Origin of the sequence: Chromobacterium fluminis, from assembly GCF_011602385.1 — a bacterium.
Taxonomy (GTDB): Bacteria; Pseudomonadota; Gammaproteobacteria; order Burkholderiales; family Chromobacteriaceae; genus Chromobacterium; species Chromobacterium fluminis.
This window is the reverse complement of the sequence record NZ_JAAOMA010000002.1, coordinates 225,384-240,158: the sequence shown is the minus strand read 5'-3', so window position 1 is coordinate 240,158 and position 14,775 is coordinate 225,384. Positions and strand designations below refer to the sequence as shown.

Genomic DNA, 14,775 nt, shown 5'->3' with positions numbered 1-14,775 from the left:
ACCTCCGTCGACGCCCTGCGCCGAGCCGGTCGACCGGTCGATTTGCCATGAAAGGAAACATCATGCTGAAGAAAACCGTACTGACCACCCTGTCCCTGATCCTGCTGTCCAGCGCCGCCATGGCGGGCGAAGGATTATCCAATATGTGGGAAATGCGCGCGCGCATGGACGCGCAATTGCAAGGACAACAGCAGCAAGCGCCGCAGGCGCAAGACGCCTCCGGCAAGTAGACCTCGCAATACTAGGCCAGCGCCTGCTTACGCAGGCGCTTTGTCATTCCAGCCGACGCAGCCGCGCCATGATCAGCGTGTCCTCATAGCGTCCTGCGCGCAGTTGCTCCTTGCGTCTGCGCCCCTCCAGCTCGAAGCCGAACTTGCGGTACAGCGCGATAGCCGGCTCATTGTCGTGCACTACCGCCAGTTCCACCCGCAGCAGCCCCAGCCAGTTGTCGGCCAGCTCCAGCACCGCCCGCAGCAAGGCCGATCCCACGCCGCGACCGTGCCATTCCGGGTGCACCACGATGAACAGGCTGGCCGCGTGCCGAATGCGCGGGCGCTCATCGCAGATCAGGCCTGCATTGCCGACGACCCGGCCTTCGGCGTTACAGGCCACCAGGGAATGCACGTATGCTGGCGCTTGCGCCAGCTTCCGTCGCCAGTCGTCAACCGATTGGTAAGGCAGTTGCAAAGTATTGGCCACCACCTCCTCCAACACCATCATCGCCGCCAAGGCCGGCGCATCCTCCGGCTCAACCTTCCTGATCAGCAAATCGTGCATAACATTCCCCCGAAGATTGCAATTCAAAAATCACCATCATGACCGGGAGAAGCTCGCAACAGCAAGAACAATGACAATCAGATTCCGTGATGGCGCATGGCCGGGCCAAAAGCGGTATCCTGAACACCGCGACCAAGCCCAATAAACAAAAGGAGCATAGGATGCTGATGCACAAGGAACAGGCCAGCCTGCTGGTGGTGGACATCCAGGAAAAGCTGGCACCGGCGGTAGTGGACGCGGCCGGCATGGCGGCGCGCTGTCGCTGGCTGATCGGCGTGGCCGCCGATCACGGCCTGCCGGTAGTGTTTTCCGAGCAATACCCCCGCGGCCTGGGGCACACTCTGCCGGAACTGCTCGCCCAAGCGCCGGACCCGCATGTGGTAGAGAAAACCCACTTCTCCTGCGTTGCGGCGAGCTGTCTGCCGGAGACGGTTCTGACCCGGCCGCAAATCATCGTCTGCGGCATGGAGGCTCATGTTTGCGTGCTGCAAACCGTGTTGGAGCTGCTGGAACGGGATAAACAGGTCTTCGTGGTGGCGGACGCGGTATCCAGCCGCAAGGTGTCCGACATCGAGTTGGGTTTGCAGCGGATGCGCGACGCCGGCGCCGTTATCGTCAGCAAGGAAATGGTGTTGTTCGAATGCCTGCGCCAGGCCGGCGGAGAGCACTTCAAGCGGATGAGCCAGCGTTACCTGGTGGGCGAGCAGCCGTGACGCGCTAAAAATGAAACGGGGCCGTCGGCTTCGCCGATCGACCCCGATCCAAGGCGGCTGTGCCGCTCTCTTATCCCCTTTGGAGACTGGCGCGAGACGCCGGGCCATGCCCTGGCGTCACCAGATCGCTTTATATTTAGCAATTGCCGTGCCAAGTTAACAATCATAGGCCAAGCCTTTGATTCATTAACAAATTTGCAACACAAAATCATCCAAAGCATGGTGTAATGAAGAGCTGGCGGCATAAATTGCACCAAATCAAGGCAGACAGCCCAATAGGATGCACCAAAAATGTGCGGCGCACGGCGACCGCCTGAACTTTCTCAGTCTCCCCGACGCCTAACATCCGGCTACACTCAGCGGTTTTGCATCCGGCTCTGATCTGCTCCACGGTCCATACGCAACACCCCGCCACTCAACGGGCAGCCGCGGCAGCCCGCCACGATAACGACAATAGGAAACCACATCATGCAAGCAAGCGTTTTCAAGGACATTCTCAACACCCTGCCCGCTGTCGACGACATCCGCGCCATCGTCCTGCTGGACGCCAGCGGCGAGCCGGTCGGCCGGCTGGACAATCAGCCCGGCACCGCCGGTTCGGTGCGCGTTTACCACGCCCTGATCAAGAATCACGGCCACATTGACCGCAAGGCCGCGCGCGAAGGGCTGGCGCTTTACGCCGAACACACGCCAGACGCCCGCGCCAATCCGGGCAAGCATCCTAATATCGACCGCCTGCTGTCCATCGCCGAGGCCGATGCCCCCGGCCTGCGCGCGCGCCTGGTGCTGAATCAGGACGACTGAAACGCCGCGCGCGCCCAAACAAAAAGCCCGCTCGAATGAGCGGGCTTTTTCGTAAAGCGATTCCCGAAAACGGAAATTAAGCTTCGGCGACAACCACGATCTTGATCGGGGTAACAACGTCGTGATGCAGAGCGATCTCGATGTCGTACTCGCCGATGGCCTTGAACGGGCCGTTCGGCAGGCGAACTTCGAAACGCTTAACCGGCACGCCAAAGGCGGTCACGGCTTCAGCAACGTCGGCGTTGGTCACGGAACCGAACAGACGACCGTCAACGCCGGCTTTCTGAGCGATGGTGACAACCGCTTCGTTCAGCTTCTCGGCGCGAACCTTGGCATCGGCCAGGATCTCGGCTTGCTTAGCTTCCAGTTCGGCGCGGCGAGCGTCGAACTCTTTCAGGTTGGCTTCGGTAGCGCGCTTGGCTTTGCCTTGCGGGATCAGGAAGTTACGACCGTAACCATCCTTGACTTTAACCACATCACCCAGTTGACCCAGGTTGGCAACTTTTTCGAGCAGAATGATTTGCATCTTTTAAGTTCCTTTCCCGGCTTAGTGCTGGTCGGTGTACGGCAGGAAGGCCAGGAGGCGAGCACGCTTGATAGCAGTGGTCAGCTGACGCTGGTAGCGGGCCTTGGTGCCGGTGATGCGAGCCGGGATGATTTTGCCGTTTTCGGCGATGAAGTCTTTCAGAAGATCAACGGATTTGTAGTCGATTTCCTTGATGCCTTCTGCCGTGAAGCGGCAGAACTTCTTGCGCTTGAAGAGTTGACGAGCCATTTTGACTAACCTTTTACAAATTCAACATATTCGATATTGAGCACTAACCGCGGATTCCTGAGGCTGCGCTGGGACAGAAAGCCGGTGAGGTTCACCGTGTTTCCCGCCAGTTTCCCGGAAAATTTCCGAGCTTCTTCGCCTATCAGCACGGCCTGTATTTCGCAGGCCACATCCCGATCAAAACCGTAAGCTGTCTGTCTAGACTGATGCTTGAGCCACATTTCCAACACCGGCAAGCCGGCGGGGGTGTATCTCAGCGCATCCTCGCGGTCGACCGTGGCGGTCAGCGCCAGACGGTTCTGCAAGACCTCGCTCCTCGCCGATTAGGCGGAAGCTTCAGCCTCGGCTGCCGGCTGCTGGGCGTCCAGCAGGTTCTTGGCCTTTTCGTCCTTCATCATCGGGGACGCTTCGGTAACCGCGCGATCCAGCTTGATGGTCAGGTGACGCAGAACAGCGTCGTTGAACTTGAAGGCGTGTTCGATCTCGGCCAGGGTTTCGGACTGGCACTCTACGTTCATCAGAACGTAGTGAGCTTTGTGCAGCTTCTGGATCGGGTAAGCCAGTTGACGGCGGCCCCAGTCTTCCAGACGATGGATCTTGCCCTCAGCGGCCAGAACCATGCCCTTGTAGCGCTCGATCATGGCCGGAACCTGTTCGCTCTGGTCCGGGTGGACGATGAACACGATTTCGTAATGACGCATGTTAACTCCTTGTGGCTATTGAAGCCTTTTGCCATGCAGTTGCAAAAGGCAAGGGGTTGAAACCGCAGCATTCTACGCGCTTAGACGGTGACAAGCAAATAAAATCAGTGCCTTCCGCGCCGCGGGAGGATGCGCTTGTGGCAAAGATGGCGGCCTGGGGTCTGCAACTGTCTCGCGGACGCGGGCAAACAGGTTCTCAGAACGTGTTTACGATCTCGCAAGACGAGGCGAGACAAGGCGAAAACGGCTGAGAAAGCAGAATGGTCAAGTGGTACATGAGCATTTCGAAGGGGTACTCACCGTGTAACGCTCCACGACGCGCAGCAGATCGTAAACAGCTTATCAGAGCTTTTTGTCACGCGAGATGTCCATCACCACCCCATTGCTCAAGGTCACGGTGGTGGTGTAGGGAACCTCGTCGTTGGCCAGCCAGGACAGCGTGCGGGCGCTGGTTTCCACCACCACGTTGGCGTCCTTGGTTTTGACCGTCGGGCCGTTGCTGCTGTAATCGGGCGCGCCGGCCTGAGACATCAATTCGGCCTCGGACATGCCCTTGTGCAACTTGATGTAGACCTCGAACGGGATAGGCCCCGCCGCGGCCAGCGCGGAAACGAGGGACAGCAAAACGACGAGCGGGGTTTTCATACGCACTCCTTTGCGACGGCGCGGTTCAGCGCACTTTTTTGACCACGTCTATCAGTTCGGTCACCATGCCGGTGGCGTCGCCCTGATGCAGCGCGCGCGCCACGCAGCCTTTCATGTGATTTTCCAGCAGTTGCATGGACACCGCGTCCAACGCCGACTTCACCGCCGCCACTTGGGTCAGGATATCCACGCAGTAGCGATCCGCCTCTACCATGCCGCTGATGCCGCGCACCTGGCCCTCAATGCGCGCCAGCCTCTTGATCAGCGCGCTCTTCCCCGGCTGCACCACGGTTTTATCGGAAAGCGGGGCCGCTGCGTCGCAACAGCCGTCCTGCGGTTTTTCTTGCGTCATGTCCATCCCAATTCAAGCGAGTTCAAAGCAAGCCCGGCCATGCTTAAGACAGGCCGGGCAACTGTCATTGTGACGCAGTTGCGCACGGTCGCCTAGGCCTCTACTTTCAGCATGCCCATCATCCCGGCGTCCTCGTGTTCGAGGATGTGGCAGTGGAACATGCGCAGGCCCGGCATGTCCTGACGAAAACGCAGTCGCAGCGTCTCGCCGGCGGAGACATTGGCCACGTCGCGCCAAGCCAGGAACGGCTCATCGCGCCAGACGCCGTCCTTGCGGCGCGCCAGCGCCTGGAACTGGGTGCCGTGAATATGGAAGGGGTGGTCCATATCCGCTTCGTTCACGATCTCCCACTCCTCCACCGTGCCCACCTTGCCCAGGAAGTCAGCTCGTTCCATGTCGAAGGTCTTGCCGTTGATTAGGAACATCGCGGCGGGATTAGCCATGTCCTCGGATAGCACCACTTTGCGCCGCACCGCGGGCTCGCCCAAGAGCTCGATCTCGCGCAGCCTCGCCGGCAGCGGCGCAGTGGTTTTGGCCGCGGCCCCGCGACGCAGCTCCAGCAGCGTCAGGGTGTCTTCCTGCTCGGCCGACATCATCTTGCCGCGCCGGTACGGCAGAGCCAACAAGCCGGCGCCATGGCCCGGCGCGAAGCGTCCGGTCACCACCAATTCGGCGCGGGCGCCAGGCGGCAGCGAGAGGCTGTCGATGCGGCGCGGCCGCTGCAGCAGACCGCCGTCGCTGCCGACCAGTTCCAGTTCGTGACCGGGCAGGGCCAGCTTGAGCACGCGCGCGCTGGTGGCGTTCCAAATCCGCCAACGTTGGCGCTCGCCCGCGCCCAGCGTCAAATGCGGCCTCCAAGCGCCGTTGACCAGCAGGAACTGGCCTTCGCGGCCGTCCATGCGATCGGCTTCGCTGCTGGCCGCGATCTTGCCGTCGGCGTCCAGCTTCAAGTCCGACAACACCAGCCTTTGCTCCGGCAGATGCGCCAGCGGATCGCTGCGGCTCTTGACCACGAACACGCCGGCCAGCCCCATATACACCTGCTCGGCGGTATGGCCGTGCGGGTGCGGGTGATACCAATAGCTGCCGGCGCAGCCTTGCGGCAAGGTGAAACGGTATTCGCGGCTTTGCCCGGCCGGCACCGGGTCTTGCGGATTGCCATCCTGATCCGCCGGAATCGGCAGGCCGTGCCAATGAATGGTGGTGGGCTGGGAAAGGCGGTTTTCGAAATGCAGCCTCACCTCGTCGCCTTCAAACACTTCTATCGTCGGCCCCGGCACCTGACCGTTATAGCTCCAGAACACGGTGGCGGGCTTGCCCGGCAGCAGCGGCAACGCTTGCGCGCCGGCGCTCAAACCAGCTTGAAACACGCCGGGCAAGGCGCTCTGATTGCGCAGCAGCGGCAGGGCCGGCAAAGCCAGGCCCGCCGGCAGGCCCAAAGCGGCCGCAGCCGGCATCGTCTCCGCCGCCGCGCCCATGCCGCCATGCCCCATCGCCGCATGATCGACGGCGGACGGCTGCGCCGCCCAGGCCTGCCGCAACAACGGAACCAGAGCCAACGCCGCGCCGGCGCCGATGAATCCACGTCTATCCATCACTGCACTCCCCTCTCGCAAATAGGATACCCAGGTAAGGTATCAACAAGACTGCGGCGGCGCCAGATCGGTTCCGTATTCTGTCTACTTTTTTAGGCTCGCATCTGATCACAGTCAAACCGAGCGCCCAAGAAAAAGCCCCCGAGGACGGGGGCTTGGCGGTGCGGGCGGCCAGGGCTCAATCGGCCTTGACCCGCGCCAGAGTGCGCTGGCGGCGGCTTTCCGACAGCACCATGCCGGCGGATACAGACACGTTCAGGCTTTCCACGGTGCCGAACATCGGAATGGACACCAGCACGTCGCAGTGCTCGCGGGTCAACCGGCGCATGCCCTCGCCTTCCGAACCCATCACCCAGGCCAGCGGGCCGGCGGCGTCGCAGTGGTAGAGGTCGGTATCCGCCTCCATGGTGGTGCCGGCGATCCAGATGCCGGCGTCTTTCAGGTCTCGCAAAGTGCGCGCCAGATTGGTGACCGTGAGATAGGGAATCACCTCCGCCGCGCCGCACGCTACTTTGGACACGGTGGCGTTGAGGCCGGCGGAACGGTCCTTGGGCGCGATCACCGCGTGCGCGCCCATCGCATCCGCCACCCGCAGGCAAGCGCCCAGATTGTGCGGATCGGTCACGCCGTCCAGGATCAGCAACAAGGGCGGTTCGCTCAGATTGTCCAGCACATCGTCCAGGTGCACGAAGTTGCGGCTGGCGTCTATCATCGCCGCCACGCCCTGGTGGCGGGCGTTGCCGGTCATGCTGTCCAAACGTTCCTTATCGACGATGTGCAGCTTGATGCCTTCCTCGGCGGCCTTGTCCAGCACCGCCTTGGCGCGGGCGTCGTGGCGGCCTCCGGCCAGCCAGATTTCCAGCAGGCTCTTGGGGTTCTGCCACAAACGGGCATTGATGGCGTGAAAGCCGTGGATCAGGCGTTTGTTGCTCATGGCGATTCTCTAATGACAATCCCGCCATTTTAGAGCGCGCGGCGGTTCAGGGCAAAACCGGCTTGCTTTCAGCTGCCCAACACCTCCACCCCGGACATCAGTTCCAGTTGCCGCTGCTCGCCCACGGCGACGATGCCGGCCAGCAAGGCCGGCAATTCCGCGGCCGGCACCGGGCGGCCGAAGTGATAGCCCTGCAGCAAGGCGCAACCCTTGCTGGTGAGGAATTGCGCCTGGCGCTCGCTCTCCACGCCCTCCGCCACCACCTGGAATTGCAACTTGCGCGCCATCGCCAGAATCGCCTCGGCGATGGCGGCGTTGTCGTCGTCGTCCGGCAAGCCTTCGACGAAGGATTGGTCGATCTTCAAGGTGTCCAGCGGGAAACGCTTCAGATTGGACAACGAGGAATAACCGGTGCCGAAATCGTCAATGGACAGGCCCACGCCCAAGGCCTTCAATTCGCCTAGTTGGCGCACCGCCTCCACCGGATTGAGCATGATCATGCTTTCGGTGATTTCCAGTTCCAGCCGTGCGGCGGACAGGCCCGCGGCCCTCAGCGCGTCCGCCACCTTGAACGGCAGCATCTGCTGTTCGAACTGGCGCGCGGACAGATTCACCGCCAGCCGCGGCACCGACAAGCCCTGACGGTCCCAAGCCGCCAATTGGCGGCAGGCCTCTTGCAGCACCCAGTCGCCTATGGGCTTGATCAGGCCGGTTTCCTCGGCCAACGGAATGAAGCGGCACGGCGACACCAAACCCAGTTGCGGATGGCGCCAGCGGATCAGCGCCTCCGCGCCCAGCACCTGGCGGCTGACAGCATCCACCTGCGGCTGGTAGTGCAGCTCCAGTTCGCCCCGCTCCAGAGCCAGGCGCAAGCCGTTCTCCAACAGCAGGCGTTCGAAGGTTTGGGTGTTCATTTCCGCGGCGAAGAACTGATAGGTGTTCTTGCCCGCCTCCTTGGCGCGGTACATCGCCACGTCCGCGTTCTTGAGCAGGGTTTGGGCGTCGGTGCCGTCGTTGGGGTAGACGCTGATGCCTATGCTGCCGGTAACGTAGACTTCGTGATTTTCCAGCCGCAGCGGCTGGCCCAGCGCCGCCAGCGTGTCCTCTGCGGCGGCCACCAGGGCGGCGGCGTCCTTGAACCCTGTCATCACCAGAGTAAACTCGTCGCCGCCCAGCCGCGCCAGCAGGCCGCGCGCGCCCACCGCCCGCTGCAAACGCAACGCCGTCTCGCGCAACAATTCGTCGCCGGCCTGATGACCGAAGGAGTCGTTGATCAACTTGAAGCGGTCCAGATCGATGAACATCACCGCCAGCGAGCCGCTGACGCAATCCAGGCTGATGATGGCTTCGTCCAGCCGCGCGGTCAGGCTGCTGCGGTTGGGCAGTTGCGTCAGCGGATCGTGATTGGCCAGGAACTGCAAGCGTTCCTCGGATTGCTTCCTCAAGGTGATGTCGGAAAACACCGCCACGTAATTGCTGAGCGCGCCGCCGGCGTCGCGCACCGCCGAAATCGCCAGTTCGGCCGGATACCACTCGCCGCTCTTGCGGCGGTCCTGCATCTCGCCCTGCCAATGGCCGCCGCCCGCCAGCGCTTCCAGCATCGCCTGCCGGCCCAGCTGCTTCTGATCTCCAAAGATGCGCGATATCTTCCCCAGCGCCTCGGCCTCTGCGTAACCGGTGATCCGGCTGAAAGCGTGGTTGACCGCGATGATGCGCGCCTCGGCGTCCATCAACAGAATGCCTTCCGCCGAGTTTTCGAACACCTTGGCCGCCAGCCGCAGATTGGCGTCCGCCGCCAATCGTTCGGAAATATCCATCACCACGCCGATGATGGCCTTCTTGCCCTCGTAGTCGAACAAGCGGCTGTGGATCTCCACGTCCACCACCACGCCGTCCTTGCGCACCGCGCGGGTGCCGTACTGCAGCACCGCGATGTTCTCGCGGTAGCGCTTGACGATCTGCTGACGGATGCGCACCGCCTCGCCCGGCACCAGCAACAGGTCCATCGCCATGCCTTCCAGCTCCTTGGGCTGATAGCCGACGATGGCGGCCAGCTTGGGATTGGCGTAGATCAGCTTCTCGTCCTGCAGAATGTAAATGCCCACCAGCGATTGCTCCACCAGCGCGCGGTAACGCTCCTCCGCCTCGCGCTTGGCTTTTTGTTCCTGGCGGGTCTGCGTGATGTCGGTATCCACGCTACCCACCCCGGCCGGGCGGCCATGAGCGTCGAACAGGGGAAACTTGGTAACCAGCAAATGGCTGAGCACGCCGTTGAACAGGAAGCTCTCTTCAAACTGGCGCGGCTCCAGACAGGACAGCACCACGGCGTCCTGCTCTCGGATCTGCGCGGCGTCCACCACGTCGAACAGCTCTTCCACCGTCAAGCCCTGCATGCCCTGCGGCGAGCGGCCCACCCGGCGCGCATAGGCGGCGTTGGCCAGCAGAAAGCTGCCGTCTAGGCCCTTCAGCGACATCATATTGGGACTGTTGTTGACCAGGGATTCCACCCTGGCGCGAAACTCACGCAGCGCGCTCTCGTTCTGACGATGGCCATCGGCCAACACCGATACCAGCAAAGTCGCGCAGCTCAAGGCCAAGGTCAGCGCCACCTCGCTGGCGCCGTTGAGCACGCTGGCGTGCATGGTCAACTCCGGCGCCAGCACGTACAGCGACAACAGGCCGAGCACCCAGGCCCCGACCAGCGCCGCGCCGCGGAAACCCACGCGGAAGGCCGCCCACAACATCAGAGGAAAGAACAACAGTTGGCAGGGCAGCGAATAGGCGAGGCTACTGCCCAGCAGGCTGAGCCACACCACGCTGGCCAAAGCCAGGATCAGGCCGGTTTCCAACACCTGACGCCGCGTCGGCGGCGCGCCGGACGCATACAAGGCCGGCGGCACGCACAAGGACAGGGCCAGGCCGGACACGCCCCAAGCCTGCGCCGCCCACGACCACAAGCCCTCCATGCCGAACCAGCGCCATCCGGCGCCGGCGGCCAAGCCGGCCAGCAGCACCGAGGGATAGCAGGCCAAACGCAACAGCAGCCGCAACAAGTCCGCCGGCTGGCGCACCGCCAGCCCCCCGCGCAAACCAGCCGCGTACAAGCCGGGCCCCAACGCGTACAGACTGATCAGCAGCAGCGCGGCCCATTGCGGCGACGACCATTGCGCGGCCAGCGCGGCGGCGGCCAGCGGCCACCACCAGGACTGCCGCCAGCCGCGACGCAAAAAACGATAACTCCATACGCCGTGAGCCAAAAAGGCCGCCAGCGAAAATCCCAATACCGGCTCGCGCGGCCAGAATGCCGTGCACGCCAAAAACCCCAGAAACACCGCCGCGTCCCGGCAAGCCGATCCGACTGTCACGCCACCCCGCCCCCATTCGCGCCGGCGCCCTGCCGCGCGCCGCAATTAATTTTGCATTAACTTATCAAGCGCATACATGCCAAATGAAAAACAAAACCACCCGGCTGACATACAATATATGCAATTGCCGAATGCAGCCAGACAATGGCAATGAAAATATTCACTCCGTCGAACACAAGCCGCGCCCGCCCCGCGCAAGCAGAGCAAACGGCGCGTGCCGGACGGCTGCTATAATCCCGAAACCGCCAAGCCCGAAACCGCCAAAACTAGTGAAGCTGCATGTTGGATAATCTCCCGCGGATACCTCCCGCCAGTCAGAAAACTCGTCACGGACGCCTGCCCGCCGGGCTGGACGCCAACATCGTCGCCCGCCTCGCAGCCCAGCGGCGTCCGCTGCTCATCCTCGCCGCCGACGCGCAATCCGCCCAGCGCCTGCAAGCCGAAGCCCCGTTCTTCGCGCCCTCTCTGCGCGTGGCGCTGCTGCCCGACTGGGAAACCCTGCCCTACGACCACTTCTCCCCCCACGGCGAACTGGTCAGCGAACGGCTGGCCACCTTGTGGCAAATCCATCAGCGCGAATGCGATGTGATCATCGCCCCGGTCGGCACCGCGATGACGCGGCTGGCGCCGATAAGCTATTTGCTGGGACGCACCTTTTTCCTGCAGGCCAAGCAGCGGCTGGACGTGGAACAGCTGCGCGCCAATATGGTTACCGCCGGCTACCACCACGTCACTCAGGTGATGGCCCCGGGAGAATTCTCCATCCGCGGCGGCCTGATCGATCTGTTCCCAATGGGCTCGGCGCTGCCTTACCGCATTGATCTGTTCGACGACGAAATCGACAGCCTGCGCACCTTCGATCCGGACAACCAGCGCACCCTGTACCCGGTGCCTGAAATCCGCATGCTGCCGGCGCGGGAGTACCCGGCGGATGAAAGCGGCGTCACCGCCTTCCGCCAGCGCTACCGCGAACGCATCGAAGGCGACCCCAGCAAGAGCCGCATCTACAAAGACGTCTCCCAAGGCCTGTGGCCGGCCGGCATCGAATACTTCCTGCCGCTGTTCTTCGACGACACCGCCACCCTGTTCGACTACTTGGGCGACGACGCGCTGATTGTGTTGCACCACGATGTACAACACGCCGCCAACGTCTTCTGGCAAGACGTGGAAAGCCGCTACGACATGGCGCGCGGCGATCTGGAACGCCCGGTGCTGCCGCCGGCCGACATCTTCCTTCGCCCGGACGAACTGATGGCGCGGCTCAAACCCTACGCCCGCATCGAACTGGCCGGCGACGGCGAACTCGCGGAAGGCTGCGCCCCGCTGCCGGAGCTGGCGGTGGAGCGCCGCGCCGAGCAGCCGCTGCACAAGTTGGACGCCTTCATCCGCAGCGACCGTCAGCGCACCCTGATCACCGTGGAAAGCCTGGGCCGCCGCGAAACCGTCCACCAGTTCTTGCAAGAGCACGGCATCAAGCCGCGCCCGGTGGACGGCTGGGCCGAATTCATCGCCGGCGATATACCGCTGGCGCTCAGCGTGGCCCCGCTCTACACCGGTTTCGCCCTGCCCGGCGCCGGCATCGCCGTAGTCACCGAATCAGAGCTGTACCAGCATGTGGCGCGCAGCCACACCCGCCGCAAAAGCACGCGCGTCGGCTCCGACTCCATGCTGCGCGACCTGGCCGAAGTCAAGGCCGGCGACCCGGTGGTGCATGAGCAGCACGGCATCGGCCGCTACGTCGGCCTGGTGTCCATGGACCTGGGCGAGGGTGAAACCGAACTCATGCAACTGGAGTACGCGGACAGCGCCACCCTCTATGTGCCCGTCAGCCAACTGCACCTGATCTCCCGCTACGCCGGCGGCGCGGCGGACCAGATCCACCTGCACAAGCTGGGCAACCCGGCCTGGGAAAAAGCCAAGAAGCGCGCCGCGGAAAAAGCCCGCGACACCGCCGCCGAACTACTCAACCTCTACGCGCAACGCGCCGCGCGGGAAGGGCACAGCTTCAGCCTGTCCCATCAAGACTACGACGCCTTCTCCGCCGGTTTCGGCTTCGAAGAAACCCCGGACCAGGCCAGCGCCATCGAAGCCGTGGTGCAAGACATGTGCTCCGGCAAGCCGATGGATCGGCTGGTCTGCGGCGACGTCGGCTTCGGCAAGACCGAAGTCGCGCTGCGCGCCGCCTTCGTCGCTGTCCTCGGCGGCAAACAGGTGGCGGTGCTGGTGCCCACCACCCTGCTGGCGGAACAGCATTTCCAGAACTTCTCCGACCGCTTTGCCGACTGGCCGGTGAAAATCGCCGAACTATCCCGCTTCCGCAGCGCCAAGGAAAGCAAGGCCTCGCTGGCCGGCCTGGCCGACGGCGGCGTCGACATCGTCATCGGCACCCACAAGCTGGTGCAGCCGGATATCCAGTTCAAGAATCTGGGCCTGGTCATCATCGACGAGGAGCACCGTTTCGGCGTGCGCCAGAAAGAACAGCTCAAGCGGCTGCGCGCCAACGTCGACGTGCTGACGCTGACCGCGACGCCGATTCCGCGCACCCTGTCGATGGCGCTGGAAGGGCTGCGCGACTTCTCCGTCATCGCCACCGCTCCCAGCCGCCGGCTGGCGGTGAAAACCTTCGTCAGCCCGATGGCCAACGGCGTGATACGCGAAGCGGTGCTGCGCGAACTCAAGCGCGGCGGCCAGGTGTTCTTCCTGCACAATGAGGTGGACACCATAGAAAACATGCGGGAAAAGCTGGCGGAACTGGTGCCGGAGGCCCGCATTGGCGTGGCCCACGGCCAATTGCGCGAACGCGAGCTGGAACAAGTGATGCGCGACTTCCTGCAACAGCGCTTCAATGTGCTGCTGTGCTCCACCATCATTGAAACCGGCATCGACATCCCCAACGCCAACACCATTCTGATCAACCGCTCCGACAAGTTCGGCCTGGCCCAGTTGCACCAGCTGCGCGGCCGCGTCGGCCGCAGCCACCACCAGGCCTACGCCTATCTGCTGACCCCGGAGGGCATCACCAAGGATGCGATGAAACGGTTGGAAGCCATCCAGATGTCCGAGGAACTGGGCGCAGGCTTCTACTTGGCGATGCACGATCTGGAAATCCGCGGCGCCGGCGAAGTGCTGGGCGAAGGCCAGTCCGGCGAGATGCAGGAAGTGGGCTTCTCCCTGTTCACCGAAATGCTCAAGCAGGCGGTGCGCGATCTCAAGAAAGGCCGCACCCCCGACCTGGACGCGCCTCTGGGCGTCACCACCGAAATCAATATGCACAGCCCGGCGCTGCTGCCTGACGGCTATTGCCCCGACGTGCACGAGCGGCTGGTGCTGTACAAGCGGCTGGCCACCTGCGAAAGCGAGCAGGAAATCGACGACATCCACGAAGAACTGATCGACCGCTTCGGCTTGCCGCCGCAAACCGTGAAGACTCTGATAGACAGCCACCGCCTGCGCCTGCTGGCCAAGCCCTTGGGCGTGCAAAAGCTGGACGCCAGCGAGGTGGCCATTCAGGTCCACTTCGCCAAGAACCCGCCGATAGACCCGATGAAAATCATCCAGCTGCTGCAAACCAAGCGCAATTACCGGCTGGCGGGGCAGGACAAGCTGCGCGTGGAGGCCGACATTCAGGACGTGGCGCTGCGCGTGGTCAGGGTCAAGGAACTGTTGAAGGAGTTGAGTTCCTAAACAGCGGTTCGGAGTCTATCCCGGATGGCGCAGCCGCGCACAGCGGCTAGGGCCGGAAACCGCGTGCCGCTTTCCCGGCCTCGGCGCTTTTATCGCTCAGGCTCGCAAGATCGTAAACCTGCCTTGGGATGGAAAACGCCGGGCTCGGCCAGGCGGCCGGCCAGCCAATCCAAAGGCATAATGAAGCGACAATGCCAAGCCTTCGGCATGGCCTGCGGACGAAAGAAGAAAGCGCTTACTTGAGCAACATCAAGACAAACAAGGACAGCGACTCTGAGGCAAAAAGCCTTGCCCCTTGTTTTTACAGGAAAAATTAATGTCACAGGATTGAAACCGAAACCCCTGTGGATAACTTTGTTGATAAAACTGTGCAAATATGCCCTCAAGCCAAGCGCCAAGCCGTTTTGAGCCTAAGGCCACCCTGGATAAG

General features: G+C 62.8%; 14 protein-coding genes. 4 read left to right on the top strand and 10 right to left on the bottom strand.

Features of this window, described 5'->3' with window-relative positions; all coding sequences use genetic code 11:
- Positions 1–62 precede the first annotated feature (62 nt).
- Positions 63–230 (top strand): hypothetical protein, encoded by a 168-nt coding sequence (locus HA052_RS02555; protein WP_166450638.1) that lies wholly within the window; start codon positions 63–65, stop codon positions 228–230.
- 43 nt (positions 231–273) lie between these two features.
- Here HA052_RS02555 and HA052_RS02550 read toward each other — a convergent pair whose 3' ends face one another.
- Complete coding sequence (locus tag HA052_RS02550) at positions 274–777, bottom strand: GNAT family N-acetyltransferase (RefSeq protein ID WP_166450637.1); 504 nt, start codon at positions 775–777, stop codon at positions 274–276.
- A 161-nt stretch (positions 778–938) separates the two neighbouring features.
- Here HA052_RS02550 and HA052_RS02545 point away from each other — a divergent pair, with 161 nt between their 5' ends.
- Together HA052_RS02545 and HA052_RS02540 are read left to right on the top strand one after the other, a co-directional pair.
- Positions 939–1,490: a hydrolase gene (locus tag HA052_RS02545; protein ID WP_166450636.1), complete on the top strand. Its 552-nt coding sequence runs from the start codon at positions 939–941 to the stop codon at positions 1,488–1,490.
- 468 nt (positions 1,491–1,958) lie between these two features.
- On the top strand, positions 1,959–2,294 hold the full coding sequence (locus tag HA052_RS02540) for a DUF2322 family protein (protein ID WP_206118749.1): 336 nt from the start codon (positions 1,959–1,961) through the stop codon (positions 2,292–2,294).
- A 76-nt stretch (positions 2,295–2,370) separates the two neighbouring features.
- Here the strand turns inward: HA052_RS02540 and rplI are convergent, their stop codons facing one another.
- The 9 genes from rplI to HA052_RS02495 all read right to left on the bottom strand — a co-directional run bounded on the left by rplI (position 2,371) and on the right by HA052_RS02495 (position 10,661).
- Complete coding sequence (rplI, locus tag HA052_RS02535) at positions 2,371–2,820, bottom strand: 50S ribosomal protein L9 (protein ID WP_081544360.1); 450 nt, start codon at positions 2,818–2,820, stop codon at positions 2,371–2,373.
- 21 nt (positions 2,821–2,841) lie between these two features.
- The gene (gene rpsR, locus HA052_RS02530; protein WP_043592020.1) at positions 2,842–3,069 is read right to left on the bottom strand and encodes a 30S ribosomal protein S18; all 228 of its coding nucleotides are present in this window, start codon (positions 3,067–3,069) and stop codon (positions 2,842–2,844) included.
- A gap of 5 nt (positions 3,070–3,074) precedes the next feature.
- Complete coding sequence (gene priB / locus HA052_RS02525; protein ID WP_081544359.1) at positions 3,075–3,374, bottom strand: primosomal replication protein N; 300 nt, start codon at positions 3,372–3,374, stop codon at positions 3,075–3,077.
- Positions 3,375–3,392: 18 nt separating this feature from the next.
- Positions 3,393–3,770, bottom strand: a complete 378-nt coding sequence (gene rpsF / locus HA052_RS02520) for a 30S ribosomal protein S6 (RefSeq protein ID WP_043592023.1) — start codon at positions 3,768–3,770, stop codon at positions 3,393–3,395.
- A gap of 342 nt (positions 3,771–4,112) precedes the next feature.
- Complete coding sequence (locus HA052_RS02515) at positions 4,113–4,415, bottom strand: hypothetical protein (RefSeq protein ID WP_081544358.1); 303 nt, start codon at positions 4,413–4,415, stop codon at positions 4,113–4,115.
- A 25-nt stretch (positions 4,416–4,440) separates the two neighbouring features.
- Entirely contained in the window at positions 4,441–4,767 is a 327-nt protein-coding gene (locus tag HA052_RS02510; RefSeq protein WP_043632821.1) for a metal-sensitive transcriptional regulator, read from the bottom strand.
- Positions 4,768–4,859: 92 nt separating this feature from the next.
- Complete coding sequence (locus tag HA052_RS02505) at positions 4,860–6,362, bottom strand: multicopper oxidase family protein (protein WP_166450635.1); 1,503 nt, start codon at positions 6,360–6,362, stop codon at positions 4,860–4,862.
- Positions 6,363–6,540: 178 nt separating this feature from the next.
- The gene (gene rlmB, locus HA052_RS02500) at positions 6,541–7,296 is read right to left on the bottom strand and encodes a 23S rRNA (guanosine(2251)-2'-O)-methyltransferase RlmB (RefSeq protein WP_166450634.1); all 756 of its coding nucleotides are present in this window, start codon (positions 7,294–7,296) and stop codon (positions 6,541–6,543) included.
- Positions 7,297–7,364: 68 nt separating this feature from the next.
- Positions 7,365–10,661: a sensor domain-containing protein gene (locus HA052_RS02495; RefSeq protein WP_346774534.1), complete on the bottom strand. Its 3,297-nt coding sequence runs from the start codon at positions 10,659–10,661 to the stop codon at positions 7,365–7,367.
- 279 nt (positions 10,662–10,940) lie between these two features.
- On the opposite strand from HA052_RS02495, the gene mfd reads away from it, so the two are divergent.
- On the top strand, positions 10,941–14,345 hold the full coding sequence (mfd, locus tag HA052_RS02490) for a transcription-repair coupling factor (RefSeq protein ID WP_166450633.1): 3,405 nt from the start codon (positions 10,941–10,943) through the stop codon (positions 14,343–14,345).
- Positions 14,346–14,775: the final 430 nt, after the last annotated feature.

Bases quoted from the DNA above. Each gene is read 5' to 3' on its own strand.
- HA052_RS02510 (WP_043632821.1), bottom strand. From the start codon at position 4,767: ATGACGCAAGAAAAACCGCAGGACGGCTGTTGCGACGCAGCGGCCCCG.
- HA052_RS02555 (WP_166450638.1), top strand. From the start codon at position 63: ATGCTGAAGAAAACCGTACTGACCACCCTGTCCCTGATCCTGCTGTCC.
- HA052_RS02505 (WP_166450635.1), bottom strand. From the start codon at position 6,362: ATGGATAGACGTGGATTCATCGGCGCCGGCGCGGCGTTGGCTCTGGTT.
- mfd (WP_166450633.1), top strand. From the start codon at position 10,941: ATGTTGGATAATCTCCCGCGGATACCTCCCGCCAGTCAGAAAACTCGT.
- HA052_RS02545 (WP_166450636.1), top strand. From the start codon at position 939: ATGCTGATGCACAAGGAACAGGCCAGCCTGCTGGTGGTGGACATCCAG.
- HA052_RS02550 (WP_166450637.1), bottom strand. From the start codon at position 777: ATGCACGATTTGCTGATCAGGAAGGTTGAGCCGGAGGATGCGCCGGCC.
- HA052_RS02540 (WP_206118749.1), top strand. From the start codon at position 1,959: ATGCAAGCAAGCGTTTTCAAGGACATTCTCAACACCCTGCCCGCTGTC.
- rpsR (WP_043592020.1), bottom strand. From the start codon at position 3,069: ATGGCTCGTCAACTCTTCAAGCGCAAGAAGTTCTGCCGCTTCACGGCA.
- HA052_RS02515 (WP_081544358.1), bottom strand. From the start codon at position 4,415: ATGAAAACCCCGCTCGTCGTTTTGCTGTCCCTCGTTTCCGCGCTGGCC.
- rplI (WP_081544360.1), bottom strand. From the start codon at position 2,820: ATGCAAATCATTCTGCTCGAAAAAGTTGCCAACCTGGGTCAACTGGGT.
- rpsF (WP_043592023.1), bottom strand. From the start codon at position 3,770: ATGCGTCATTACGAAATCGTGTTCATCGTCCACCCGGACCAGAGCGAA.
- rlmB (WP_166450634.1), bottom strand. From the start codon at position 7,296: ATGAGCAACAAACGCCTGATCCACGGCTTTCACGCCATCAATGCCCGT.